The following is a 25,285-nucleotide window of genomic DNA, read 5'->3' on the forward strand; positions in this document are numbered from 1 at the left end:
CATATACACGTAACTCCTATCCTTCTCTTGTTTCTGGACAATTCAAGTGTAAAGGATTAAGGAGCTTGCGTGTATTTTTTTGTTTTAATTTTTCTCATACCCCAACAAATATTATAGAGCCAAAAAAGCTTGTCATCTCATCTGAAGATGACAAGCTTTTTTCCTTCAGAGATTTAGGAGCAACTTTCAGAAAATTACGGCCAACCCAAATAAAGAAGAACCGGCAGTACATCCCCGGTCCTTCTAGCTTTATACAAATAACATGATTATTTTAAACACAATCGCCGCCAAGATTGCTGTGATAGGCAATGTGATAATCCAAGTAAAGATAATGCGCAGAGCAACTCCCCAATCAACGCCCCTGATCCGTTGTGCAGACCCGACACCCATAATTGAAGAAGAGATCACATGGGTGGTACTTACTGGAAGGCCTAATTTTGAAAATCCAAAGATAATAATCGTGGATGACAAATCAGCGGCAGCCCCGTTAACTGGCCGTAATTTCATTATCTTTCCGCCGACAGTTTTAATAATTCTCCATCCGCCAACGGAAGTGCCGGCGGCCATTGTCAATGCAGCAATGATTCGTACCCAAAGTGGGATATCAGGTGAAGAATGATAACCTGCGGCAATTAACGCCATTGTAATAATTCCCATCGTTTTTTGAGCATCATTTGTGCCGTGCGACAAAGATTGAAGAGCGGCAGTAAAAATTTGGAGGGTGCGAAACCCTTGATTCGTTTTAGAAAGTGGGAAATTTTTAAAGATTATTTTAAATAAAGTCATTATAATAAGACCAACAGCTAAAGCAAGAATAGGAGAAACCACAAGTGCTTCAATAATATTTAAAAAACCTTTATAGTTTAGCGATCCAAATCCTTCTGAAGCAATCGCGGCCCCAGCGATTGAACCGATAATGGCATGGGAAGAGCTGCTTGGAATCCCGAAGTACCATGTTAATAAGTTCCATATAATCGCTGCGATTAAAGCAGCAAGGACAACCATTAAGCCGTTATTTAGTGAAAATGGATCCACAATCCCTTTGCTGATCGTTTGCGCAACCCCAGTAAACATCAGTGCGCCAATTAAGTTCATCGCACCGGCGAGTATAATGGCAGCGCGCGGGTGTAAAGCTCTTGTCGAGATGGAAGTTGCAACAGTATTAGCAGTGTCATGGAATCCGTTTATAAAGTCAAAAGCAAGTCCGAGTATGACGACTAAAATGATAAGGTAAAGAATATTGTCCATTCATTAGCTCCTTATAATTTTTAATATATTTGTATAAATGTAAGAAGAATTTCCCTTTATCGATGACAAGTCGTTTGATCCTCAGTTACTGATATTTTCCCCTTTCATTAGTAAAGTATCTTTACAACCAAATCATATCAGATTGTTACAATTTTTTTGTTAAGGGAATGTAAAGGTTATATAAAGGTTGTGTAAAGATAAATACATACAATGTCAGGAAAAAAGCAGTGAAAATTCCGTTAATATTTGCTACAATGAAAAAATAGAAAGGATGTGATATCAATCTTGATATTATAAATTACGCTCAAATGAATGCTGAGGTGATTTATGAGTTTGTTGTCGTTTGTTAGAAAAAATAATGTGTTATCCGCTCAGCCATTACCTGCTTATCATCTTCCCTCACCGCCGTTACCTGTTAAAACCTCTTTTCAATTTAATCCGGATTTACAAAAAGCTTTATATGGCCGCCATCTTTTATTAAACGAACTTCCGTTTCCGAAAGATTTGATTGATGAACACGAGGCTCACGGATTTGTGCGAATTGAACAAGCGATTGCTGATCGTCCCCTAACCTGCAAGCGTTGCAGCAACCATTCTTCGTATCTTTTTTATTCCTATCATTGTGCTAAATGCGGACAAATTTGTTATTATTGCCGGCAGTGTCTGAAGCTTGGCATTGTGAAATCTTGTTCAACCCTGGTTGAATGGACGGGCCCGCCGCCGGCAATCTGGCATCCGGTAAATAAATCCTTTTGCGAATGGAAAGGGAAGTTATCGGAAGCGCAAGCAAAAGCTGCATCTGCTTTGCTTGAATCCGTAAAGAAACAAGAAAACTTTCTTGTCTGGGCTGTTTGCGGGTCCGGGAAAACTGAATTGCTTTTTCCTGCAATTGACTATATGTTAACCAATAACAAGACACTGGCAATAGCCTCACCCAGAACTGATGTTGTCCTCGAATTAGCGCCCCGTATGCGTCAAGCCTTTCCTGACGTTCCGATCAGCGTTTTATACGGCGGCAGCCAAGAACGCAATCACCCCGTCCCCTTTGTGATTTCAACAACCCATCAGCTGTTAAGATATAAAGATTACTTTGATTTGATCATTATTGACGAAGTAGACGCTTTTCCTTTTAACCACGATCCAATGCTGCCATTTGCCGCAAGTAAAGCCCTCAAATCATTCGCTCCGCTCGTTTACCTGACAGCGACACCTTCCAGGCAGTTAAAAGAAAAATTTTTATCAAAATCCTTAAACGGCATGAAAATCCCTGTACGGTTTCATGGTTACCCTTTGCCTGTACCGGAAATGAAATGGATCGGTAATTGGCGTAAGCAAATAAAAAAGGGAAGATTGAATCCAATATTTTTAAATTGGTTAAACAAATCTATTGGGATGAAGCATCCAGTCTTTATTTTTGTGCCATCCGTCGAGATACTTAAAATGCTTGAACCTTTGATCAAACAAGCGGTTACAGTAAATGTCGGCGGCGTCCACGCCAATGATCCGGACCGTCATCAAAAGGTGATGGACTTTCGGGAAGGACGTTTGCGAATTTTAGTGACAACGACAATTCTTGAACGCGGCGTTACTATTTCTTATGCGGATGCCGCTGTATTTGGTGCTGATGATGATATTTTTGACGAGCAGGCATTGGTACAAATTTCCGGACGTGTCGGACGGGATATCAAACATCCAACGGGATCGGTAGTCTTTTTTCATTATGGTGTGACACTTGAGATGACAAGAGCTGTTAAGCATATTTTGAATATGAATAGGGAGGGCCATAAATAATGGGATTTTGCCTTTGGTGCAGTCAAGCTTTTCAACCGCAGATAGGCTTTCGGTCTTTTTTTTCAATAGATGTTCATACAGGGTTTTGTCCTATATGTTATAAGCAGTTGCAGCCCATTGATGAAAGAGAATGCTGCAGGGTTTGCGGACGTGATTTACGGTTATTGGATTCCCGTTATGTTGAAGGGAGTGTTTGCCGTGATTGCAGCCGTTGGGAGGAAAGTGAGTGGCAAGGGCTATTAACCAAGAACCGGTCACTTTATGTTTATAACGATTTTTTAAAGGAAGTCGTCAAAGCTTTTAAATTTCAAGGGGACGTTGCGCTTGTTCATGGTTTTAAAACAGATGTATTGCAGATGTATAAGAAACATTTTAGGAATGCGGCGATTGTACCTGTACCATTAAGCTTTGAAAGGCTGGCGGAAAGGGGATTCAATCAATCAGAACATATTGCTTCGCTGCTGGATCAGCCGGTCTACCATGGATTAATTCGGGCCATTCATGAAAATAAGCAAAGTAAAAAAGGGAGAAAAGAAAGAATCACTCATCGGGAAAATCCATTCACAGCCAATCAAAAATTAAAAGAACGCCTTGAAGGTCAAAGCGTTCTTCTTATCGACGATATTTATACAACCGGTGCGACCATCAGAATGGCCGCCCAAGCTTTACTATCCTTTAAGCCAAAAGAAATTAGCGCCTTAACGCTTGCCAGAGGCGCATAACATTTACTTATTAATTAATTATAGCTGATCGCTTGGCTCCCCATCTGCTTCCACGCTGCGATAAAATCATCCCGATCAACTTTTTCATTTTTTCCGCCTAACGGATTATTAAAGTAAATATTTTTGTCGTCAAAGCCGGTAACGAGGACGGCGTGCTGATAGTATGTAATCTTAACCTTGCCATCTGCTGTATCCCATGTCGTAAATTGCCCGTCTGGAAGTTTTTTGAATGTATAATTCGTAATAACCACAACAGGATGTCCTTTTATAATTTGGTCAAGCACCTTATCAAAAGATTCCCCGGATAAGTCGATAATACGATTAGGCAGATATTGCCGTGCTAATCTTGCTAATGGTTCGTGGTAAACACCGAGGCCGGATTCACTGAAAGTTTTTATATTGCCGACAAAACCATCGTGCGGATTGCCGCGATAGTCATCCTTTTTAAATGGCACTTTATCAATATTATCGGCGAGGGTCATTTTATTTACCTTTACACCGGCGTAGTTAAGCATCATGGCAAGGCTTGTCACCTCGCAGCCCCTGTCTAATTGCGGCTCCTGATGAATCAGCGGTGCATTTAAAATATATTTACGCTGCTGTAAATCAGACTGTATTGTCTGAACCTTGGATACCGGCTTGGCGGCAGAAGCATCATTCGATTTTTCCTCGGCGTGACGAGGGTCAATTTGAAAAACAACCAAGGCTAAAATAATAATAGCTAAAGGAAAAAACAATAGCCAAAGTTTCTTAATCAGTTTCATGCTAATCTCCTTCCCTATACTATTTTTTATCATTAACGCTTTTTCTGTCAATCCTTACGGGAAAATGTAAATAAAACTTAAGAAATTCCATATAGAGGAGTGTCGTTCGTGGCAGAATTATTTAATTGTAAAAATTGCGGTAAATTATTTGTGAAAGTAACGGCTTCCATTTGTCCTTCCTGTCGAAAAATCATTGATGAAAAATATGACGTTGTGTACGACTATATCCGGCAACAGGAAAATCGGCAGGCAACGGTAAGCGAGGTACATGAAGCAACCGGTGTTGAAGAATCGCTGATTTACGGCTGGGTTAGAGAAGGGAGATTAAAAACAGCCGATTTTATTAATCTTCACTATCCATGCCGTACATGCGGACAAATGATTCAGACAGGAACAATTTGCGACAATTGTTCCAAGCAGCTGGCGCATGAACTGAAAATCTATGAAAAACAAAAGGAACAAGATCAGTCTAGTGACAATGATAAAAAAACCTATTATACTGAACTATAAAACTTGGCGGGAGCTAAGTTTTATTTTTTTGCACTTTAAAGGAGTATAAAATGTTACACATTCAGTAATGGAGAACCTTTAAGGCATTCCAACTGGTAAGTTTTCTTTAGTATAATTAAAGAAAGAAACTATGGTGCCGATATAAATATAAGAAGAATAGAACGGCTCGATTTTTATAAAAGGGTGAGTCAACGATGAAAATTAATGGCTATCACAGCATTCATAAATACCAGTCTTACCAAAATCAGATGGGGAGGCAAGGAGGACCTGTCAAAAAGTCTTCCAAACAGGATCAAGTAGAAATATCTTCTCAAGCAAAGCAACTTCAAAATGCTTCAGGAATTGAAGCCGAAAGGAAAGAAAAAATAGCCAAAATCAAAGCAGCGATTGATAATGGCACATATAAAGTTAATCCGGAAGAAGTGGCTAAGAAGCTCTATGATTTTTGGAATCGATAAAAATACGAGTTAAAAAAAGAGAACAAACAGGGCAAAGAAGAAATTCGAAGGTATGATTCCCGGACTATTTGAACTTCTTCTCAAAGGTGGCGGAATAGATGGTTGAAGAACTCATCAATAATCTAAAGACAATAATTAGCGGGCATAAAATGCTTAACCAACTGGCGGCAGCTAAAATACAGGTGATTAAGGATGGGGATGTCAAACAGCTGAATCAAATCATTAACCAGGAAGAAAAGGTCATTTGCCGAATCCGGCAATTAGAAAAAGATCGGGAAATGATTGTGAAAGCGATTTTACAAAAGAAAAATGTTTCAGGTGAACATACACCAGCTTTAACCGAAATACTAGCCTATATTCCGTCCGTATATCATCATCAGCTTAAACAATTGCGGGGCGAATTAGTTCAACAGATTGAAAGTTTAAAAGAAACGAATGATTTAAACCAGCAGCTGCTCCGGCAATCACTGCAATGGGTTCATTTAAATATAAATTTACTGCAGCCTCAGCCAACGCTTAATAACTATCAACATCCTGGGAAAGCACTTGGCGGGCAGCCAATGTTATCGCGGATCGACTCCCGGGCTTAGAAAGAATTGGAGGACAAATAAATGGTATCAACGTTTGGGGGCTTAGAGATTGGCCGGCGCGGTCTGGCAAGTCAGTTAGCCGGCATAAATACAACTGGAAATAATATCGTTAACGCCAATACGGAAGGATACACTAGACAGCGTGTGGATTTTTCACCGTCGGCCGCTTATCCCCCGTCAGGATTCAACCAGCCGTATATCCACGGGCGCTATGGGACGGGTGTCGATGCTAATGGTGTACAGCGGATACGTGATCAATTTGCCGATGCGCAATACAGGGAAAAGTTCAGTAATAACAGCTATTGGGAAACGAAAAGTGATGCACTGGGGCGGGCAGAAGATGTCTTAAATGAACCATCTGATGATGGTATATCAAAAGCGATGGATGACTTTTGGCAAGCGCTTCAAGACTTGGCATCCAATCCGGAAAACGCCGGGGCCCGTTCGGTTGTCCGTGAGCGGGGGAAGGCATTAGCGGAAACATTTAATGACTTATCAAACTCTTTGAATAAAATTAAAGGCGATTTAAAGCAGCAAATTAATGTATCGGGAAATCAGATCAATACTTTGACCAAGCAAATTAACGAGCTTAATAAACAAATTGCTGATGTTGAATCAACCGGTCAAATGCCGAACGATTTGTACGATCAGCGTGACTTGTTAGTCGATCAGCTGTCAGGCCTAGTAAATATTAAAGTTGACCGTGCGGACAGCGGAGGCAATTCCGCTGCTGCTGCGGAAGGCAAATATACGATTACCTTGCTTGATAAGGACGGTCATTCAGTCGGTACGCTTATTGACGGCAAAAATAACCAAGTCAATGAGCTGACTGTTAACACTGATGATAAAGACGGCAAAATCAACGTAACTCTTTCTCTTGGAGGACAGGATATTACAGGAAAAGAGGTTTCCGGTAAGCTGCAAGGGTTAATTGACGGTTATTCGAAAGATCTTCCGGATTTAATGAGCAAACTTGACGATATGGCATACACATTTGCCCAAGCTTTTAATAAGATTCATGAACAAGGGCAAGGTCACGACGGTTCCAAACAAGGTGTCGGCTTTTTCAGCGGTGTTGACCAAAAAGACGGCGCGGCTAAGAACATTAAAATATCAGATGACATTGAAAATTCTTTGAATAACATTGCCACCCGGAAACCCGGTGCACCAATAGGCGATAACTCAATCGTTAATGATTTAGAAAAAGTTTTTTCAGATCAAACATTAACTTTTAATGATGGGACAAAAGGAACTGCTAAAAGTTATTTGCAAAGTTTGATCGGTGATCTTGGCGTTAATAGTCAAACAGCGCAGCGCATGGCTAAGAACACAGGTATATTGGTGGAAAATGCCAACGTACAGCGCCAGTCAGTCAGCGGTGTTTCGCTTGATGAGGAAATGACAAACTTGATTCAGTACCAACAAGCCTATACAGCTTCAGCTAAAATGATAAATGTCATGAACGACGTGCTTGATACCATTATCAACAAAATGGGAGTGTAGGTGATTATTATGCGTGTGACGCAGGGGATGATGTCACAAAACATATTAAGACAGCTTGGCAAAAGCTATGAGAAAATTGCTCAATACCAGCAACAGCTCGCTTCAGGAAAAAAAATCACCCGTCCTTCACAAGATCCGGTTGTTGCGGTCATGGGGATTTCTTACCGGGGGGATGTTAACCATGTTGAACAATTTAAACGGAATCTCTCCGAAGCTCATAAATGGCTCGACACATCAGACGGCAATCTGGATCAAGTCAATCAAGTGCTTCAGCGTGTCCGTGAACTAACGGTGGAAGCCAGTAACGATACATATAATGCTGAACAAAGAAAAGCAGTCAACGATGAAATTGATCAGCTCAAGCAGCAGCTGACGACCATCGGCAACCAGCAAGTCGGCGGCAAATATATTTTTAACGGCCAAAGGACAGATCAAAAACCATTGAATCTTAATGAAAAAGGCGAAGCAGTCGGCGATCCGCCCACTTATATCAGTAAAGTAGATGTAACTTTTAAAGGTGCTGATCCGTCAACGAATCATTTTTCAGTTGAAGTCAATGACGGTATTAATGTGGATATCAATGTAGATCCGAATTCTGTTTTTAACCAAGGTTTATTTGATGATTTAGATGCTCTTCAGAAGAAGCTGTTAGACCCGTCATCTTCAAGCCAAGATATAAGCAGCTTCTTAGGGAAAATCGACCAGCATCTTGATGAAGTCGGTTCAGCAAGATCGGAACTGGGCGCTAAAATGAACCGGATTGACATGTTGGATAACCGCCTTGACCAGCAGCAGGAAATCGCTGAGAAAGTGATGTCGAATAATGAAGATGCTGATTTTGAGAAAGTGATTATTAACCTGACACAGCAAGAAAGTGTTTACCGTGCCGCGCTTTCGGTTGGCGGGCAAATCATGCAGCCGTCGCTTGTTGATTTTATAAAATAATAAGTTTCAAAGTTATCAAATGAAGCGTCCTAATGAAAGGGCGCTTTCATTATAGTTAAATATTGTCATTGTTGTTTGAAGATGTTTAATTTTAATTTGAGGATTTATCAAGATTAGAAAGGATATGTGAAATGGAAATTAAAACGAAATATACAGGCATACAAACGATAGAACAAGAGGAAATCATCACGTTCCCAAATGGCATACCGGGATTTTTAGAAGAAAGGCAATTTGTTGTTCTCCCGTTTGCGGAAGGAACCCCTTTTCATATTTTACAATCTATTAAAACTTCTAACACAGCTTTTATCATTGTTTCACCCTTTCTATTTTTTAAGGATTATGAATTTGAGATTTCTGATGCCCTTGTTGAACAACTCTGTTTTCAAAGCAAAAACGATATCAATGTTTACTCGATTGTTTCAGTGAAGGAACCATTTGAGATGTCAACCGTTAACCTATGTGCGCCGGTACTCATTAATCCTAAGCAACAACTTGGCAAGCAGGTTGTTTTAAACAATGGCAACTATAAAGTTAGGCAGCCGCTTCTGCAAACTCAATTGAATGGTCAGGAGGGATAACATGCTTGTTCTAACAAGAAAACCAAACGAATCCCTTATGGTTGGCGACGATATCGAAATACAAATTCTTGGCATCGAAGGCGATCAAGTGAAGCTCGGTATAAAAGCGCCAAAGTACATCGATATTCATCGAAAGGAAATATATTTATCTATTCAGCAAGAAAATAATCAAGCCGCAAACACTAGTTTATCCAACAACCTTTTAGAAAGCCTAAAATCATTAAAGAAACAATAAAAAGCTATTAAACACTTTTCCTCTAATTCCGATATATAAAGTGTAGAACAATAGACAGGGCGCGCCTTAACATTGTTCGAACAAACCACAAGGACGTGGGAACACTTGTTTTTCAAGGAGGAAAACGAAATGATTATTAATCACAACATTGCGGCGTTAAATGCCAACCGCCAACTAGAAATTAACGGTAACAACACACAAAAAGCATTGCAAAAACTATCATCAGGTATGCGTATTAACAGCGCAGCCGATGATGCTGCAGGACTTGCAATTTCAGAAAAAATGCGCGGTCAAATCAAAGGACTTGAACAAGCTCAACGGAACGCGCAAGATGGTGTTTCACTTCTTCAAACCGGTGAAGGCGCCTTAAATGAAACACAAGATATGCTGCAAAGAATGCGTGAATTAGCCGTTCAATCAGCAAACGATACGAATACAGCTGACGACCGCAAACAACTTCAACAAGAAGTTGATCAATTAGCGAATGCTATTAATGATATTTCAAAGAATACTGATTTTAATACACAAAAACTATTTGCTGGTGACTTTAAGGCTACATTCCAAGTTGGGGCAAATGCAGACCAAAATCTTACTATTAACTTAGATAAAATGGATTCTGACTCTTTAAACGTAGCAGGAAAATATACTGCAGGTACTGAAACAGACATAAAAGTAAAAGATAGGGATGGAAATGATTTAACAGTTTCTGGAGATACAAATGTATTAAAAAGTGGAGATAATGTTAAAGGTATCTGGGTCAATGATGGATACTATAGCACTAATGATGTAGTAGCTGAAAAAGATACTACTTCTGGAGCTATTAATCTTAAAGTTAAAGATGGCGCAGAAAAAATTAGTTCTGGTGATAAGGATGGAAATGCACTAACTGATGGTGACACTATTGTAAATGGCGGTATTGATATTTCTTCTTCTCAAGATGCAGCAAATAAAGCCATCACAACAATTGATAATGCCATTAATAAAGTTTCAACGCAAAGATCAAAAATTGGTGCAGTTCAAAACCGTCTTGAACATACCATTAATAATCTTGGAACGTCTGATGAGAATATAACTGCAGCTGAATCACGTATTAGGGATGTTGATTATGCTTTAGCCGCTTAAGCGGTAACAAGCACAGTCGTCCTAACTGGTAACGGTTAGTGATTATAATCGGGTGAATTGCTGGAAACCCCTAAAGTCTTTCATACGACAACGGAGCTGGAAACGGCAAACGTGAACGTTTAAAAAATGAAAGAATTGGGCAATCAGCAGCCAAGCTCCTGTTCCGAAAGGATGGAGAAGGTTCAACGACTAGGATAGACCACCTAACGTGAATACTATGGTGATGAAATCCGTAGGGCAGAAACCTGTCCGAAGTGCCCGGCCCCTAACAGATCATTCTGAGGGTGAAGATATAGTCTTGTCAATTATGAAAGTAATTGTGGCACGATGGCCAAAGAAATGATGAACTTTACTAAGAACAATATCCTTAACCAAGCTGCACAATCTATGTTGGCTCAAGCCAATCAATTACCGCAAGGCGTTTTGCAGCTTCTTCGTTAATAAATTATGAGGTCCCAAATTTGGGATCTCTTTTTTGGTTCGTTAAACAGTTAAAAAGTAAAAGGGGTTCTTTCAAAGAAAGAAAGTGAAATCCTTTAAATTGATATTAATAAAAGTATTAAAGTTTACCAAACTTTACATACCCTTCTATATTAAAAAAGAAAAGTAAATGTAAAAAAATTATACGATATCACAACCTATAAAAATAAAAAATAGTGAGAGATCAAATAAACATTATGTATTTGGTAAGATGTAGAGAAAAGGCAACGGTATTATGTTGGCACTTTAACTTATCGAAATGAAGAATTTATTTTTGAGTACGAAACGAAAAAGCAACATCGGGGTTTACAAGAGGCTTTAGAAAATGGTTATCTACCTCATTTAGCCATTTTAGATTTACACAAGAAATATCATTTTGACACTCTGTTTGGGCTGTAAAAGGGGTATATTTCGAGTAAACTTTTATATAAGTCTATCAGGAGTATAAAATTCGACACCAAGTTTTTTAAAATCACGCTCGTTATAGGTTAGAATTTTATTTTCACTATGATTTTTGGCGGTTGCGGCAATATAAGCATCTTCAAAAGATATACGGCTATTAATTTTTAATGCACCGATAGCCTCAATAATTAATCGTTTATCATCCCCTAAAAAGCCTGGTTGTTCAAATAATCGTGTTAAAATATTGGCAATTTCTTCACGTTCTTTTTTATAAACCTTTCTTAAAATAAAACAACACTCTGCTGCAACAATAGGAGAAAGATACAAGGCAATTTCATCATCTTGAACCTTTTGCATAATCTCTTTTGATGCAATAGAGTGCTGTCCTCGTTTGATTAAAAAGCTAATAATTATATTTGTATCAACCCAAAAACAATCCAATTAAAATTTCCCCTCCTGCTTTTTCCATGCATAGTATTTTTCTTTTGCTTCTTCACGAATTTCTTCAAATGACTTTCCACTAGGATCCTCTCCAAATACACCAAAAAGTTCCATAATATCTGTAGAAGGTCTAGTTAAAGAAGCTTTGGCGTTATTAATATCCCTCCTTGCCTTCTTTATATATGTTGAAGGAATGGGACTTCTATGAACATTTCGCTTTCCGCTTAATTGATTTGATTCTTTTGAAAAACGGAGCCCTATATGTTGCATGTTTTTACCTCCTTTAATACATTTCTTCTTATTCATTATAGCATCACCTCTTAAGATAAGTCATTATTTTCAAATAGTTATAATTATAATTATGCCCAAGAAATGGCGGGATAGTAAGAATAAAGCAGTCAAATTAATCTTATGCTTCTTTATCTAAATCCTTCAAAAATCCATACTACCCTCCGATATAAAACATAGAAGCTTAAGAGGTGATCAATATGATAGGAAGCCCTTTACGGATCAGCGGTTTAGCAAGCGGTATGGATATAGATAGCATGGTCGATAAGTTGATGCAGGCGGAGCGGAAGCCGCTTGATAAGATGAACCAGGATAAGCAGAAGCTTGAGTGGCAAAGGGATGATTATCGTGACATGAACAAGCTGCTTGATGATTTAAGCAAGATGACATTGGATATGAAATTGCAATCTACATATTTGACAAAGAAGACGTCATCATCTGATGATTCGAAGGTAACAGCAACGGCAGGCGGCAACATTGGTAATGCGACGTATACGTTATCCGGTGTTGATTTGGCGACTTCTGCTCATAATCAAAGTACGGGCAGGATTGCTGGCAATGATTTTGATCCGGATAAAAGCTTAAGTGAGATGCAAGACAGGTTTCAACCGCCGTTAAGCATGGAAGATCCAATAGATTTTAAAATTACGACTTATGATCAGGACGGGAAACCGGTTGAAAAGGAGTTTAATTTTGACCAATCGAAGTCTTTAAATGATATTTTAAAAGACATTAATAGTTCAGATTTAGGTGTTAATGCTTTTTATGATCAATCAACCGGTAAAGTTTCCTTTACACGGACGGATACGGGCAATATGAATGAAGATGGCCCGGAAATGGAATTTACAGGTAACCTTTTAATAAACACACTCAAACTCGATACAACAAAAGAAACCGGCGGCAAGGACGCATCTTTCACACTGAATGGCCTGCAAACAACCCGCCATTCCAATTCATTCACCGTTAACGGCGTCACCTTTAATTTAAAAAATAATAGCCCTGATAACGAGACAGTAACAATTAACGTTGAAAGCGACACAGATGCCGTTTATAAAAAAATTACCGATTATATTAATAAATACAATGATGTGATCGGTCAAATAAACGCAAAAATTTCAGAGACACAAAACCGCGATTATCCGCCGCTTACAGATGACCAGAAAAAAGATATGAAAGATGATGATATTAAGCTGTGGGAAGATAAGGCTAAGAGCGGCATGCTCCATAATGATAGTATTTTATCGAATGTGCTCACTCAAATGCGGAAGGCTTTCTACAGTCCGGTCAAAGGCGTTGATTCAAAAGCTGATCAATTGGCTAAAATCGGTATGACGACATCCAGTGATTATAGGGATAATGGCAAATTAATCATCGATCCTGATAAGCTCAAGCAGGCGGTTACTGATGATCCTCAAGGAGTGATGGATCTTTTCACGAAGAGCGGTGATAATTTTGATTCTGAAGGGATCGCTAAGCGCATTGATGATTCAATCAAGGATGCGATGAATCAGATCAAACAAAAAGCCGGTAATTCGACGATGGTTGACAGTCAATTTTCACTAGGCAGAAGTCTCGATGATTTAAATGATAGAATTAAAACTTTCCAGGACCACTTAAATGGCGTTGAGAATCAATATTATAAGCAATTTACCGCGATGGAACAGGCGATTGAGCAGGCAAATCAGCAGGCAACCTACCTGCAGCAGCAATTTGGCGGCGGAGCGTAATGAGTAAGGGGGAGAAATCATGCCTATGAAACCGCAGCAAGCCTACCAGCAAAATTCAGTGACAACAGCTTCACCAGGTGAATTGACATTGATGCTGTATAATGGCTGTCTTAAGTTTATAAAACAGGGCAAAAAAGCTATGGTTAATAAAAATATCCAAGTAAAAAATGAACAGTTGATTAAGGCGCAAAGCATCATTCATGAGCTGATGGTGACGCTTGACCGGAGCCAGCCTGTCTCTGAACATATGCTGCCGCTCTATGAATATATTCACCGCCTGTTAATAGAGGCTAACGTGAAAAATAACCCGGATATTTTAGATGAAGCAGCAGAATTAGTGACTGAATTCCGCGATACATGGAAGCAGGTCATTCAGCTGTGCCGGAAGGAAAAATATACCGAAGGCGGGCAGGCATAATGTCTGTTGTCTATGAACTTTATAAAACAACCCAACAGCTGGATAGACATATTGAAAACTATCAAAGAAATAAGCAGGGCCGTGATAAAACAATCCTGCATATTGAGCGTCTGTTAGACGGCCGTGATAATCTTATATCCTCTATGACCGGCAAATATACTAAAGAAGAAAAGGTGTGGGGTCAGGAAATCGTTATAATTAACGAAAGGATTAACAAGGGGTTGGTCAGCATTTTAAATGATATTAATCACGACCGTTTTCAGCTTAAGAGAAAAAGGCAATTCTCGAACAAGTATCAGAATATGTACCAAGGTATCTCAACAGATGGCGTGTTTCTGGACAAGAAAGAATAGGTAATAGGTTATCCCAAATCAAAGCTTCGTTTATAGAAAATACTTTTACGGCACTTCAGAACCTTTTTAAAATTCTACATGTTTTGAAGGGATATGAATAGGGAATAACGAATATATATATAAACGAAAGGAGGAGTTCTACATGAATTTCAACATTCGTGGTGAAAACATTGAGGTGACTCCCTCTCTGAGAGATTACGCTGAGAAAAAGGTCAAAAAATTAGAGAGGTATTTTGATTCACCGCTTGCATCGGATGTTCATATTAACATGCATGTTCACAATAATGAACAGGTTATTGAGGTGACAATTCCAATGCAAGGACTTCTCTTAAGGGCAGAAGAATCCCATGAGGATTTGTACGCCGCAATTGATTTAGTGGTTGAAAAGCTTGAAAGGCAAACACGCAAGTATAAAACTAAAATGAACCGTAAGTTGAGACAGGACACCCGTGAACAACAATTAAACCAACTCTATCAAGGTTCAGCCACTACTGCTACATATACGGAGGTGGATGACGAGGATACGGATTTTGAAGTCGTACGTAATAAGCGGTTTAACCTTAAGCCGATGGATACGGAAGAGGCGATTTTACAAATGGACATGCTTGGCCATGCGTTTTTCGTCTTTACTAATGCAGAATCCGGTGACACTAACGTTGTTTACAAAAGGAAGGACGGTCGCTACGGATTGATTGAACCCGAATAATATAAAGGGTCTAAAACATCCAAGCGTATAAGTTAATAACATTTTTGATTAGCATAAAGATAATCGCCTATCGGGCTGTTGTTCGATAGGCGGTTTTATTGTGTTTAATTTTTACAATAAAAGGTTACTTCAATACAATGTGAATTGTAAACCCCTACTGTAATTGTTAAAATAATAAAGTGAAACTTCCATCAGTAGGATTTTGTTTATCCCCGCTGATGGTTAGTAGAACAAATCGGGGTGTTACTGTCCGTTATCTCCCGTCTAACCGTCAATGATTCTCTAACGTTTTGAGGCGGGAGTCTTACGGACAGTTGCACCGGGATAAAGTGTCAATGTCTATCTCTAAGATGAGGTGTATAAACCATGATGGGATTAATAAAAAAAGTTCTCGGGGATCCGGGACTTAGAAAACTGAGCAAAATGGAGAAAATTGCTCATCGAATAGATGCTATGGAAAACGAGTATAAAATATTAAGTGATTCAGATTTGCAGGCGAAAACGGATGAATTTAAGCAGCGTTTAGAAAAAGGTGAAACGCTGGATGATATTCTGCCTGAAGCGTTTGCGGTTGTCCGTGAAGCGGCAGCGCGGATTTTAAATATGCGTCCTTATTATGTACAGCTTGTTGGGGCGATCGCGCTTCATGAAGGTAATATAGCCGAAATGAAAACAGGTGAAGGTAAAACGTTGGTTGCGACAATGCCGCTTTATTTAAATGCTTTAGAAGGCAAGGGCGTTCATCTTGTCACAGTTAACGATTATTTGGCTTCCCGTGACGCTGAACAAATGGGCCAACTTTTCAACTTCTTGGGTCTGACAGTCGGTCTGAATGTTCCCGGCATGTCTGAAGAAGAGAAAAAGGAAGCTTATGCGGCTGACATTACTTATGGGACGAACAATGAGTACGGGTTCGATTATTTGCGTGACAATATGGTGCTGTATAAAGAAGAGATGGTGCAGCGTCCGTTAAATTACGCGATTATTGACGAAGTGGACTCCATCCTTATTGATGAAGCCCGGACGCCATTGATTATTTCAGGGAATGCGGAAAAATCCACGGATATGTATGTACGGGCTAATCAGTTTGTCCGTATTTTGAAAAAGGAAGAGGATTATACGGTCGATCTGAAGACAAAGTCTGTTCAATTGACAGAAGAAGGTATGACGAAGGCTGAGCATTTCTTTAAAATCGATAACTTATTTGATTACAGCAATGTCCAATTAAACCATCACGTCCATCAGGCTCTTAAGGCCCATGCGATCATGCATCGGGATACTGATTATGTCGTCCAAGATGGTGAAATCGTCATTGTTGACCAATTTACCGGCCGTTTAATGAAAGGCCGCCGTTACAGCGAAGGTTTGCATCAAGCGATCGAAGCCAAAGAAGGTCTCGTCATTCAGAGTGAAAGTAAGACACTTGCGACCATTACCTTCCAAAATTACTTCAGAATGTACCATAAGCTTGCAGGTATGACAGGTACGGCGAAAACGGAAGAAGAAGAATTTCAGAGCATCTATAATATGGATGTTATTGTTGTGCCAACAAATAAAGATGTCATCCGTGACGATAAACCGGATTTGATCTACAAAAGTATGGAAGGTAAGTTTCATGCGGTAGTTAAAGAAATTGAACGCGCCCATAAAACAGGACAACCTGTGCTAGTAGGCACCGTGGCGGTTGAAACGTCTGAGTTAATTTCTAAAATGTTGAAGAAGCGCGGGATTCCGCACAATGTCTTGAATGCGAAAAACCATGCGAAAGAAGCGGAGATTATTGAAAATGCCGGACAAAAAGGTGCTGTAACCATTGCCACCAACATGGCCGGCCGCGGTACGGACATCAAGCTTGGCGAAGGGGTTCGCGAGCTTGGCGGATTATATATTATAGGTACAGAACGACATGAATCACGGCGGATTGATAACCAGCTGCGCGGACGTTCGGGCCGTCAAGGAGATCCCGGCATGTCGCAATTTTATTTGTCAATGGAAGATGAATTAATGCGCCGTTTTGGTTCAGAACGCATGCAAGGTATGATGGAGCGCTTAGGCATGGCCGATGATCAGCCGATCGAAAGTAAAATTGTCAGCCGTTCTGTTGAATCCGCTCAAAAACGCGTTGAAGGCAATAACTTTGATGCCCGTAAGCAGCTGCTTCAATTTGATGATGTCATGCGCCAGCAACGGGAAATTATTTATAAACAGCGTTCTGAAGTGCTTGATTCAGAGAACCTTCGGGAAGATATTGAAGGGATGATTCATTCAGTCATTGAGAATCATGTACGAGCTCATACACCTGATGAAGAAGTGCCTGAAGAATGGGATTTACAGAAAATCGCCGATTATCTAAATGCCTTGATCTTTGACGAAGGTGAAATTACGGAAGGCGACCTTAAAGGCAAAGAACCGGAAGAAATGATTGAACTTCTCTATGGCAAGGCATTAAAGAAATATGATAGAAAAGAAGAAGAGTTTACCGAAGAACGTTTAAGAGAATTTGAACGCGTAATTACACTGCGCGCTGTTGATACAAAATGGATGGACCACATCGATGCAATGGATCAGTTGCGTGAAGGGATTCATCTGCGTGCTTACGGACAAATTGATCCGTTCCGTGAATATCAAATGGAAGGCTTTAAAATGTTCGAAGAAATGGTCGCATCTATCGAAGAAGAAGTTGTTAACTACTTGATGAAGGCTGAAATTGAAGGCAATATTCAACGGGAAAAGGTTGCCGAAGGACAAGCGGTTAATCCGCAAGAGGAAGAGCAGCCAAAGAAAAAGAAGAAGAGCCCGATTGTTAAGTTAGATCGTGTCGGACGCAATGACCCGTGTCCTTGCGGAAGCGGCAAAAAATATAAAAACTGTCATGGAAAGTAGGAGAAGCAATGGAATTAGCGGAGATTAAGCATGAACTAACGGAGATGAATGAACGTCTTCAAGAATTCAGGGGGTCTCTTTGACTTAGAGGAAAAACAAGCCCGTATTACTGAACTTGAAGAAAAAATGACGATGCCGAACTTTTGGGATGACCAAAATGAGGCGCAAAAAGTGATCAATGAAGCAAATGCCCTTAAGGATAAAGTCAATGCTTTTAAGGATATTGAAGAAGGCTTCGGTGATCTTGAAGCGGCATATGAACTTGTTAAAGAAGAAAATGATCAAGATCTTGAAAAAGAACTTGAAGCTGATTTAAAGGGCTTAAAGAAAGACTTTAACGATTTTGAACTCACATTATTATTAAGCGACCCTCTTGATAAAAATAACGCCATTTTAGAATTGCACCCGGGAGCCGGCGGCACTGAATCACAAGATTGGGCGTCGATGCTGCTCCGAATGTATACAAGATGGGCTGAGAAGAAAAATTTCTCTGTCGAAACGCTTGATTATCTTCCGGGTGAAGAGGCAGGTGTCAAAAGCGTCACGCTGCTTATTAAAGGGTATAATGCATACGGCTATCTTAAGGCGGAAAAAGGCGTTCACCGTCTTGTCCGGATTTCGCCGTTCGACTCGTCGGGAAGAAGGCATACCTCATTTGTTTCCTGCGAAGTGATCCCGGAAATGGATGAAGATGTAGAAATTGATATTAAATCTGATGAGCTTAAGATTGATACGTACCGGTCAAGCGGCGCCGGCGGACAGCACGTTAATACAACCGATTCCGCAGTAAGGATCACGCATTTACCGACAAATACGGTTGTCACATGTCAATCGGAACGTTCGCAAATTAAAAACCGTGAACAAGCAATGAAAATGCTGAAAGCTAAGCTTTATCAATTAGAGATTGAAAAGCAAAGAGCTGAACTGGATGAAATTCGCGGCGAACAAAAGGAAATTGGCTGGGGAAGCCAGATCCGTTCATATGTTTTCCATCCATATTCAATGGTAAAAGACCATCGGACAAATGTCGAAATAGGCAATACCCAAAGTGTTATGGACGGCGAAATTGATGAATTTATCGATGCTTATCTGCGCTCGCAATTATCATAAAGAAAATTTGCCGATTTAAAAGGCACAGACTTTTTAACGTATATGAAAGCCCGGAACTGAACTGTTCCGGGCTTTTGAATACAATGATTTTTAATAAGGGATACTGCTTTTATGTTGGAGTAAAATGTTTATATTTTTTAATCTAAGTTATGTTAATAAAAAGGAAAGGAATGATTTCCCCTTAAGAACGGGGAAATCGAAGCTTATGCTTCATCATCTGACAATGTAGATTGGGCCTGAGTTGTTTCATTGAAAAATGACAAATGTTGTTCGATGTTGCGACCATCCTCTGGAAAAATATTCATCTCTGGATTTAAAGCTGTATTCATTTGAAGTTCAGCTTTTAAGAAGTTATCTTTTCTCTTACTGGACATAGGCAGACCTCCTTATGAATGATAAAAATTCCTTCCCTCTATCCTATGGATAACGGATAAATAGTGTGAAGTGCCCATCAAATCTTTTTATATTGTATGATTGAAGAGTAAAAAATGTGATCCTTACAAAATAAATAAGTAGTAATTGGCTTACTGTTATTTTATGACCCCTTGTAAAAATTTATACCTGCAAACAGTCATCTTTTTCCACCCTTATTGGACAAATAACCTTCATTTTGTTATTAAAATGATGCATAAAAACTGTCATTTTTAACTTCTTTTACCCTTTTTTATGTTATCTCAGTGAAATGAAAATGTAATACAATTTTGTCTTAACTTGTCGAGAATGGATGTTATAATATGTTTTAGGTTATTTTTCAGCTATATTAGAGATATTTTGACTAAATATGTAGAATAATAAATAAAGTTATTTGTATAGAAAAGGGGTAGGAAGTAAATTAATGACGAATAATCGGATGATTGAAATGAAAGATGTCTGGAAGGCCTATCCCAATGGGGTTATGGCTGTTAACGGCATCAATATTTCTATAGATAAAGGTGAATTTGTATATATTGTCGGACCAAGCGGTGCAGGGAAATCAACCTTTGTTAAGCTCATGTACCGGGAAGTTAAGCCGACAAAAGGCACTATTCATTTTAACGGCACTGATATTACAAAGTTAAAAAACCGTCAAGTGCCGAAATTGAGAAGACAAATCGGTGTTGTTTTTCAAGACTTTAAGTTGCTCCCAAAGCTCACAGTCTATGAAAATATTGCCTTTGCGCAAGAAGTCATAGAAGAGCATCCCCGCAATATTCGCACTCGTGTCATGGAAGTTTTAGACCTTGTTAAATTACAGCATAAGGCACGCTCCTTTCCTGATGAACTTTCCGGTGGTGAACATCAACGCGTTTCCATTGCCCGTTCAATTGTTAACAATCCTTCAGTCGTTATTGCGGACGAACCAACTGGTAACCTTGACCCTGAAAATGCCTGGAGTATTATGGATATCTTTGAAGAAATTAATAGAAGCGGTACGACTGTTGTTATGGCAACCCATAATAAAAGCATTGTTAACACGATGAAAAGACGGGTCATCGCCATTGAAGACGGTATGATTGTCCGTGACGAATTGCGAGGTGAATACGGCTATGAAGCTTAGAATTTTGCGCCGGCATGCCAGAGAAGGCGTTAAGAACCTGGGAAGAAACGGCTGGATGACTTTTGCTTCGATCAGTGCTGTCACTGTTTCACTTATTCTCGTCGGGCTGTTTTTAACTGTAATGGTTAATATTAATCAGATGGCGAAGCAAATTGAGAATGATGTTGAGGTCAGAGTCTATGTTGATCCGTCGGCGAATCATACTGATCAAATGCAGCTGAAGGACAAGCTGGAAAAGGTTCCTGATGTACAGTCGGTTCAGTATCAATCAAAAACAGAAGGACTTAACAATTTGATTCACAGTATGGGCAAGGACGGCAGTGTTTTTGCCGATTTAAAAAAGGAAAATCCTTTGCCTGATACATTTATTTTAAAAACTAAGCAGCCCAAACAAACGATAACAGTTGCAAATGAAGTTAAACACTTCCAATATGTTGGACAGGTAAGATATGGAAAAGGCACAGTAGAAAAACTCTTCAAATTTGTTGGCATAGCCAGAAGTGTTGGTATTGTTCTTATTGTCGGGTTACTGTTTACATCCATTTTCTTAATTGCTAACACGATTAAATTAACGATTATGGCGAGAAGAAAAGAAATTGAAATTATGAAACTCGTAGGTGCCACCAATGGCTTTGTCAGATGGCCGTACTTTATCGAAGGACTTCTTCTCGGCATCCTTGGTTCGGTCATCCCGATATTATTAATCCTGATTGGCTACCGGGCAGTCTATGAAAAACTCAGCAGTGAACTTTCAACATTCTTTTTGAAACTGGTACCGTACAGCACGATGTCATTATATCTCGGTATTTTGCTGTTTGTGATTGGGGCAGTTATTGGTGTTTGGGGCAGCCTGAGCTCAATGCGCAAATTCCTGAAAGCATAAAGGACAGCCGGCGGTGTAGTTGAAAGAATTCTTACACCGCCTATCATCCTTTTTAATAAATAAATACATAAAAATAGAATGATAGCGGTTAGGGGAGAATAAGGATGAAGTCAGCGATCTATCGAGCGGCTTTGGCGCTTGGGTTAACGGTAACGACCGCGTTAGCCTATTCCGGCGCCAGCGCTTTTGCCGATACAGGCTCTGATATTCAGAACCGTATCGATTCAGTACATAAGAAACAGGACTTAAATCAAGGCAAATTAAATAAGGCTGAGCAGAAACTTCAAGAGAACGGGAAGAAGCAAAGTGATTTACAAGCTCAATTAGATGAAGTTAATAAAAAAATTCAATCGATGAGCCGGCAAATTTCTGATAAACATGCTGAAGTAACAAGTATACAGAATCAAATTGAACAGTTAAAAAAAGAAATTAAGAAAATCCAAAAGAGGATTAATAAACGTAAAGGACTCTTAAAAGATAGAGCGAAGTCTATATACATAGACGGCGGTTCCGGCAGTTACGTGCAAGTGCTGCTAGGTTCTGAAAGTTTTGGAGATTTTGTTGACCGGGCGCTTGCCATCGGTTCCATTACTAAACAAGATAAAAAAATAATTAATGATCAAATAGCAGATCAGAATAAAGTGAAAAAGAATAAAGAGACAGTTGATCAGCAGTTGAAACAGGTTCAAAGCGCTTTGGCTGATCTAAAATCCCTTAAATCTTCACTTGATAACCAAAAAGCTAAAAAAGAACAGTTAAGTAAGCAATTAAAGGCTCAGGCCAATGATATTAACGACAATATTATGAGTAAAAAAGAAGAAGCTGATAATTTAGCCGCCCAGGAAAAAGTTTTAAAAGGTCAATTATCTGACTGGAATGATGCTCAAGCAAAGAAAAAGGCGGACGAAGAAGCAGCAAAGGAAAAAGCTCAAGCAAAAGCTGAAGCAGAAAAATCCCAACAGCATGATAAGCCAGAGGTTGAAGCCAAATCAAGCAATCAATCAGACAATCAACCTGAAACTAAGGACAGCCATGATCATAAGCCGAATACCGCGGTTAAATCGGCGTCAACTTCTAATGGGTCCAGTGATTCAAGTACTCAATCGTCACCGGCTGATACGGGTTCGCCATCATCTGGTGAAAAAGATTCGTCATCTCATTCCGGCAGCGCAACATTTGCTTGGCCGGCTGCAGGAACAATCAGCTCGCCTTATGGGCCGCGCGATGGCGGGTTTCATCCGGGTATCGATATTGCGAACAGTGCGGGTACGCCTATTCATGCAGCAGCGGATGGCATTGTTTTCAGAGCCTATAAATCTAGCAGTTACGGAAATGTTGTAATGATTTCCCATCATATTAATGGTCAGCTTTATACAACTGTTTATGCGCATATGGAAGGTTATAATGTTTCAGCAGGACAGCATGTTTCCCAAGGGCAAACGATCGGACATATGGGAAGTACAGGTAATTCGACAGGACCGCATTTGCATTTTGAGCTTTATAAGGGTCCTTGGAATCCGCCGCCGCATCCGGGTACTGTCAACCCTGTGGATTACCTGAACTAAATTGTATTTTAAATAACATCCTGACTTTTTAATTATCGTCATATAATAAAAAGTTTTCGCATATAGATTATTATCCAAAGCAACTGGACAGGTTGTGAATGGGACACAATTTGTAAAAGCATCGCATCATCAACAGGTGTGATGCTTTTTCTTTAAACGAGGGGTGTCGTGTATGAAGTTCAGTGGTAAAATTGTCGCCTTGCTTATCGTTATATCCTTAATTATCGGAGCGGGCGGATCTTTCGCCGCTGTTAGATTATATGATAAGGATAAGCAAGTGAAACAATCTGTTAACGAAGGTGCTTCGGGTAATCGTGAGGCGCAAAAGATCATTTCTATCCACGACTTAATAGAGAAAAACTATTATAAGAAAGTGGACGGGGACAAGCTTTATGACGGTGCGATAAAGGGGATGATTGAAGCCCTCCATGACCCTTTTTCAAGCTATATGGATCCGGAGAATGCGAAAGAGTTCACACAGTCACTTTCGTCATCTTTTAAAGGGATTGGTGCCGAAGTTCAATCATTGAATGGGAAAATTAGCATTGTTTCAACAATTAAAGGGTCGCCTGCGGAAAAAGCCGGGTTAAAGTCTAATGATCAAATTATTGCTATTGATGGCAAAACGACCCAAGGTCTCAGCATCAACCAGGCTGTTTCAAAAATTAAAGGTAAAAAAGGGACGGTTGTTCATCTTCAAGTAAAAAGACCGGGTATTTCCCATACACTGTCTTTTAATATTAAGCGTGATGAAATTCCTTTGAAAACAGTTTATTCTAAGATGATGAAACAAGACCGTAAGCATATTGGTTATATTAATATTACGTCTTTCAATGAAAGAACTGACAAGGAATTTAATGATGCTTTAAGGAAACTTGAGGATCGCGGGATGGACGGATTAATTATTGATGTCAGAAATAATCCCGGCGGTTACTTAGAAGCTGTCGAACATATTGCCAGCCAGTTTATTACGAAAGACAAACCGATTGTGCAAATTGAAAATCGTTATGGTAAACGTCAAAGCTACACCTCTTCTTTAGAAAGAAAGAAGCCTTATCCCATCACAGCTCTTATTGACGGCGGAACGGCATCCGCATCAGAAATATTGTCAGGTGCTTTAAAAGAGGCAGGCGGATACCCGATTATTGGAACAAAGTCTTTTGGTAAAGGTACTGTGCAGCAAGGTATTCAAATGGAAGACAGCAGCGAACTTAAATTGACAACGTTTAAATGGTTGACGCCAGACGGTCATTGGATTCATAAAAAGGGAATTAAACCAACGATTGAAGTCAAGCAGCCTGATTATTTCTATGTATCACCATTATCATTAGATAAGGGTAAAGTATTAGGCTATGATCATACAAGTTCAAAAATAAAGGATGCTCAGCTCATGTTAAAAGGCTCAGGATTCGATCCGGGCCGCGAAGACGGTTATTTTGATAAACAAACAGATTTGGCTGTCCGTGCTTTTCAAAAGAAGAATCACCTTCCTGTGACAGGATCAATTGATAAAAAAACAGCCGGCTTTCTGCAGATGGGCACCTTAAAGGCGATTGAAAATCCAGATAATGATTTACAGTTAAAAGAGGCACTTCACGTGATAGCTGAAAAAGTCAATCATAAAAAGAAATCTGTTGCAAAATAGATCAAAATTCTTTTAGATGTTCAAAAAGTCCGGGAAAAATAGCTGTCGAGACTGCGGGATAAGTGCTCCTGCGCCCGTAGCATATTCATAGGCGTATCGCCAACTTCTCGTCGCAGCTCGCAGTAGTTCGAGAAGCATCGCTCGGTGCTCCTCCGCTCCTCACGTATTTAAAGGCATACACTCCGGTGCTCGGAGACGGCGCTTCCTTGAACTTCCGACGCACAGGACGTGCTAGTACTGGCGTTGTCACATGGACGTGACGTTTTTAGCCAGTGTCGGCTCTTTTTGTCCTCCTTTTTGAACACGATCTAATTAGATAAAATTTTTATTTCCCGAGAAATAAAAAGGATTTTGTTTATAAACGTCGAAGGATATCCGTAA

26 protein-coding genes and 1 pseudogene are annotated in these 25,285 nt (G+C 39.7%); 22 read left to right on the plus strand and 5 right to left on the minus strand.

What is annotated here, in order from left to right:
* A partial coding sequence (locus ACFQRG_RS12800) for a hypothetical protein (RefSeq protein WP_380966557.1) occupies positions 1–266 on the plus strand: 266 nt, incomplete at its 5' end.
* Here ACFQRG_RS12800 and ACFQRG_RS12805 read toward each other — a convergent pair.
* Positions 250–1,248: an inorganic phosphate transporter gene (locus ACFQRG_RS12805; protein ID WP_380966559.1), complete on the minus strand. Its 999-nt coding sequence runs from the start codon at positions 1,246–1,248 to the stop codon at positions 250–252. The genes ACFQRG_RS12800 and ACFQRG_RS12805 overlap by 17 nt on opposite strands.
* Before the next feature lie 327 nt (positions 1,249–1,575).
* On the opposite strand from ACFQRG_RS12805, the gene ACFQRG_RS12810 reads away from it, so the two are divergent.
* Together ACFQRG_RS12810 and ACFQRG_RS12815 are read left to right on the plus strand one after the other, a co-directional pair.
* Positions 1,576–3,039, plus strand: a complete 1,464-nt coding sequence (locus ACFQRG_RS12810) for an ATP-dependent helicase ComFA (RefSeq protein WP_380966561.1) — start codon at positions 1,576–1,578, stop codon at positions 3,037–3,039.
* Complete coding sequence (locus ACFQRG_RS12815; RefSeq protein WP_380966563.1) at positions 3,039–3,761, plus strand: ComF family protein; 723 nt, start codon at positions 3,039–3,041, stop codon at positions 3,759–3,761. The genes ACFQRG_RS12810 and ACFQRG_RS12815 overlap by 1 nt, the downstream gene beginning before the upstream one ends.
* A 14-nt stretch (positions 3,762–3,775) precedes the next feature.
* Here the strand turns inward: ACFQRG_RS12815 and ACFQRG_RS12820 are convergent, their stop codons facing one another.
* Complete coding sequence (locus ACFQRG_RS12820) at positions 3,776–4,525, minus strand: C39 family peptidase (RefSeq protein ID WP_380966566.1); 750 nt, start codon at positions 4,523–4,525, stop codon at positions 3,776–3,778.
* Positions 4,526–4,633: 108 nt separating this feature from the next.
* Between ACFQRG_RS12820 and ACFQRG_RS12825 the strand changes: the two genes are divergently transcribed.
* The 9 genes and pseudogenes from ACFQRG_RS12825 to ACFQRG_RS12865 form a co-directional block, all read left to right on the plus strand.
* Positions 4,634–5,035 (plus strand): TIGR03826 family flagellar region protein, encoded by a 402-nt coding sequence (locus ACFQRG_RS12825; protein ID WP_380966568.1) that lies wholly within the window; start codon positions 4,634–4,636, stop codon positions 5,033–5,035.
* 194 nt (positions 5,036–5,229) lie between these two features.
* A complete protein-coding gene (gene flgM / locus ACFQRG_RS12830) occupies positions 5,230–5,493 on the plus strand; it encodes a flagellar biosynthesis anti-sigma factor FlgM (protein WP_380966570.1) in 264 nt (87 codons plus the stop codon).
* 98 nt (positions 5,494–5,591) lie between these two features.
* The gene (locus tag ACFQRG_RS12835; RefSeq protein WP_380966572.1) at positions 5,592–6,083 is read left to right on the plus strand and encodes a flagellar protein FlgN; all 492 of its coding nucleotides are present in this window, start codon (positions 5,592–5,594) and stop codon (positions 6,081–6,083) included.
* A gap of 21 nt (positions 6,084–6,104) precedes the next feature.
* Positions 6,105–7,586: a flagellar hook-associated protein FlgK gene (gene flgK, locus ACFQRG_RS12840; RefSeq protein ID WP_380966574.1), complete on the plus strand. Its 1,482-nt coding sequence runs from the start codon at positions 6,105–6,107 to the stop codon at positions 7,584–7,586.
* Between the two features lie 9 nt (positions 7,587–7,595).
* Positions 7,596–8,531, plus strand: a complete 936-nt coding sequence (gene flgL, locus ACFQRG_RS12845; protein ID WP_380966576.1) for a flagellar hook-associated protein FlgL — start codon at positions 7,596–7,598, stop codon at positions 8,529–8,531.
* A gap of 131 nt (positions 8,532–8,662) precedes the next feature.
* Positions 8,663–9,109 carry a flagellar assembly protein FliW gene (gene fliW / locus ACFQRG_RS12850; RefSeq protein ID WP_380966578.1) on the plus strand — a complete coding sequence of 149 codons (447 nt, stop codon included), beginning with the start codon at positions 8,663–8,665 and terminating at the stop codon, positions 9,107–9,109.
* Between the two features lies 1 nt (position 9,110).
* Entirely contained in the window at positions 9,111–9,344 is a 234-nt protein-coding gene (csrA, locus tag ACFQRG_RS12855; RefSeq protein WP_380966580.1) for a carbon storage regulator CsrA, read from the plus strand.
* Positions 9,345–9,473: 129 nt separating this feature from the next.
* Complete coding sequence (locus ACFQRG_RS12860; RefSeq protein WP_380966582.1) at positions 9,474–10,466, plus strand: flagellin N-terminal helical domain-containing protein; 993 nt, start codon at positions 9,474–9,476, stop codon at positions 10,464–10,466.
* 327 nt (positions 10,467–10,793) lie between these two features.
* Positions 10,794–10,907 (plus strand): annotated as a pseudogene (locus tag ACFQRG_RS12865) (flagellin); the annotation flags it as partial.
* A 462-nt stretch (positions 10,908–11,369) separates the two neighbouring features.
* Here ACFQRG_RS12865 and ACFQRG_RS12870 read toward each other — a convergent pair.
* Both ACFQRG_RS12870 and ACFQRG_RS12875 read right to left on the minus strand, forming a co-directional pair.
* Positions 11,370–11,789, minus strand: a complete 420-nt coding sequence (locus tag ACFQRG_RS12870) for a PIN domain-containing protein (protein WP_380966586.1) — start codon at positions 11,787–11,789, stop codon at positions 11,370–11,372.
* Positions 11,790–12,095 (minus strand): hypothetical protein, encoded by a 306-nt coding sequence (locus ACFQRG_RS12875; RefSeq protein WP_380966589.1) that lies wholly within the window; start codon positions 12,093–12,095, stop codon positions 11,790–11,792.
* Between the two features lie 182 nt (positions 12,096–12,277).
* On the opposite strand from ACFQRG_RS12875, the gene ACFQRG_RS12880 reads away from it, so the two are divergent.
* The 6 genes from ACFQRG_RS12880 to prfB all read left to right on the plus strand — a co-directional run bounded on the left by ACFQRG_RS12880 (position 12,278) and on the right by prfB (position 19,274).
* Positions 12,278–13,804, plus strand: coding sequence for a flagellar hook-associated protein 2 (locus ACFQRG_RS12880; RefSeq protein ID WP_380966591.1), 1,527 nt, complete (start codon positions 12,278–12,280; stop codon positions 13,802–13,804).
* 19 nt (positions 13,805–13,823) lie between these two features.
* On the plus strand, positions 13,824–14,222 hold the full coding sequence (gene fliS, locus ACFQRG_RS12885; RefSeq protein WP_380966594.1) for a flagellar export chaperone FliS: 399 nt from the start codon (positions 13,824–13,826) through the stop codon (positions 14,220–14,222).
* Positions 14,222–14,575, plus strand: a complete 354-nt coding sequence (fliT, locus tag ACFQRG_RS12890) for a flagellar protein FliT (protein ID WP_380966596.1) — start codon at positions 14,222–14,224, stop codon at positions 14,573–14,575. Before fliS ends, fliT begins: the two co-directional genes overlap by 1 nt.
* Positions 14,576–14,717: 142 nt before the next feature.
* Positions 14,718–15,281 carry a ribosome hibernation-promoting factor, HPF/YfiA family gene (hpf, locus tag ACFQRG_RS12895; RefSeq protein WP_380966599.1) on the plus strand — a complete coding sequence of 188 codons (564 nt, stop codon included), beginning with the start codon at positions 14,718–14,720 and terminating at the stop codon, positions 15,279–15,281.
* Positions 15,282–15,647: 366 nt separating this feature from the next.
* Positions 15,648–18,164 (plus strand): preprotein translocase subunit SecA, encoded by a 2,517-nt coding sequence (secA, locus tag ACFQRG_RS12900; protein WP_380966601.1) that lies wholly within the window; start codon positions 15,648–15,650, stop codon positions 18,162–18,164.
* An 8-nt stretch (positions 18,165–18,172) separates the two neighbouring features.
* Positions 18,173–19,274, plus strand: a protein-coding gene (gene prfB, locus ACFQRG_RS12905) for a peptide chain release factor 2 (protein WP_380966603.1) whose coding sequence is annotated in 2 segments (ribosomal slippage) — positions 18,173–18,244 and positions 18,246–19,274 — 1,101 coding nt in all. Because the reading frame shifts where the segments join, the coding sequence is not laid out codon by codon here.
* Between the two features lie 203 nt (positions 19,275–19,477).
* Here the strand turns inward: prfB and ACFQRG_RS12910 are convergent.
* On the minus strand, positions 19,478–19,648 hold the full coding sequence (locus ACFQRG_RS12910; RefSeq protein ID WP_380966606.1) for a hypothetical protein: 171 nt from the start codon (positions 19,646–19,648) through the stop codon (positions 19,478–19,480).
* 476 nt (positions 19,649–20,124) lie between these two features.
* Here ACFQRG_RS12910 and ftsE point away from each other — a divergent pair, with 476 nt between their 5' ends.
* The 4 genes from ftsE (at position 20,125) to ACFQRG_RS12930 (ending at position 24,904) form a co-directional block, all read left to right on the plus strand.
* Complete coding sequence (ftsE, locus tag ACFQRG_RS12915) at positions 20,125–20,811, plus strand: cell division ATP-binding protein FtsE (RefSeq protein ID WP_380966674.1); 687 nt, start codon at positions 20,125–20,127, stop codon at positions 20,809–20,811.
* On the plus strand, positions 20,801–21,694 hold the full coding sequence (ftsX, locus tag ACFQRG_RS12920) for a permease-like cell division protein FtsX (protein ID WP_380966608.1): 894 nt from the start codon (positions 20,801–20,803) through the stop codon (positions 21,692–21,694). Before ftsE ends, ftsX begins: the two co-directional genes overlap by 11 nt.
* A gap of 104 nt (positions 21,695–21,798) precedes the next feature.
* Positions 21,799–23,259, plus strand: coding sequence for a murein hydrolase activator EnvC family protein (locus ACFQRG_RS12925; protein WP_380966610.1), 1,461 nt, complete (start codon positions 21,799–21,801; stop codon positions 23,257–23,259).
* Between the two features lie 172 nt (positions 23,260–23,431).
* The gene (locus tag ACFQRG_RS12930) at positions 23,432–24,904 is read left to right on the plus strand and encodes a S41 family peptidase (RefSeq protein ID WP_380966612.1); all 1,473 of its coding nucleotides are present in this window, start codon (positions 23,432–23,434) and stop codon (positions 24,902–24,904) included.
* Positions 24,905–25,285: the final 381 nt, after the last annotated feature.

Origin of the sequence: Scopulibacillus cellulosilyticus, from assembly GCF_042665295.1 — a bacterium.
Lineage (GTDB): Bacteria > Bacillota > Bacilli > Bacillales > Sporolactobacillaceae > Scopulibacillus_A > Scopulibacillus_A cellulosilyticus.